Genomic DNA, 1,498 nt, shown 5'->3' with positions numbered 1-1,498 from the left:
ATATAATGGAAATGTTGTTTCAGTGGCATATTTAATTATATCGGAATATCCTTCAAATCCAAATTTAATAAATGGTAAAGTTGGAACATTATTGAATGTATATACATTTCCTGAATATAGAAAAAAAGGAATTGCAAAAAAATTAATTGAAGAAATAATAAAAGAAGCAAAATTAATTGGAGTAAGCGGCATAGATTTAAAAGCAACTGAAGTTGGGTATAATTTATACAAAAAATTGGGATTTAATGAAGATAATGAAAAAGGTATGAGGTTAAAAATATAAAAAAATAATGTACGCCTGCCCATCGCATAACAGGCCGGTATATGCTTCGCCGCCTGTCGGCGGCTCGGGCTACGCAAAGCACCAGTCGGGCTTACCCCCTTTGTGGTGCTTTGCTCCGCCACATTTTTTTGCGCCCGTAAAACCGCTTCGCGGTTTTCCTTATCGGGCGCAAAAAAACGTCATATACCGCCGGACGTTATGCGAAAAAACCGCAAAATGATTTAGGGAATAATCCCATAAAGGATTAGGGCGACCTACTTATATCTGACAGTAAACATTTCTTTTATTTTTGGGTTATATTATTATGAATAAAATATCTTTTTTGATAAATTGTATTAAATCCCGTCAACTTATTCCCTATTTATGCATATGTAAATATAATTTATTATTGTATTATAGGCTTTTCGCCGTTTCATATATGTGCTAACCTACTGTGAATGTAAATTTATAACAGGCATTTTTCCCCGTTTACAATTGAATTAAATCCTTTCAATTTATTCAGTATTTATGCATATGTAAATATAATTTATTATGGTATTATAGCTTTTTCGCTGTTTCATATATGCGCTAACCTACTGTGAACGTAAATTTATAACAGGCATTTTTCCCTGTTTACAAATTGTAAAAAATATTGTAAAGTATATTCGGTTTTATATGGGAGCATAAATTATATTCAAAAATAATTATATCCAATAAACAAGGTCTATTTGAAAATTGGCAGAAGGTGAATTAATTATTGGCAGTTGCGGTTTCATCGCATAACAGGCCGGTAAACGCTTCGCCGCCTTACGGCGGCTCGGGGTTCCGTTCGGCTAGGTCGCCTGAAGGCTCCCACGCCTCACTCCACCCACATTTTTTTGCGCCCGAAAAACCGCTGCGCGCTTTTCTTCATCGGGCGCAAAAAAACGTCGTTTACCGCCGGACGTTAAGTGCAATACCCCTTGAATTTGTTTGGATATATTATAGGCATAAAATAATGTAACCATTAAAATATAAGATGGTTTATTATATAAGTGGATCACTTCATTTAGGAGGTTAAATTATGAAGAAAGGTCTTATTTTGGTTTTAGTTGGTATTATTGCATCTCTGTTTTTAGGCGTTTTAAAATATTTCTATGTTTTTCTGCCTCATCTCGAACTGGAATATACGATAATCTTTTTTCAAGGCATTTATATATCTCTAAAGCAGTTTCACCAACATATATAGGTAAATCG

1 protein-coding gene is annotated in these 1,498 nt (G+C 34.2%); it reads left to right on the top strand.

Features of this window, described 5'->3' with window-relative positions; all coding sequences use genetic code 11:
- The coding region (locus tag ACYVRH_RS12550) for a GNAT family N-acetyltransferase (RefSeq protein ID WP_461257241.1) at positions 1-283 on the top strand (283 nt) is incomplete at its 5' end.
- Positions 284-1,498: the final 1,215 nt, after the last annotated feature.

It is taken from the genome of Treponema sp. R80B11-R83G3 (assembly GCF_054786115.1).
This window is presented reverse-complemented; position numbering and strand designations above follow the sequence as displayed.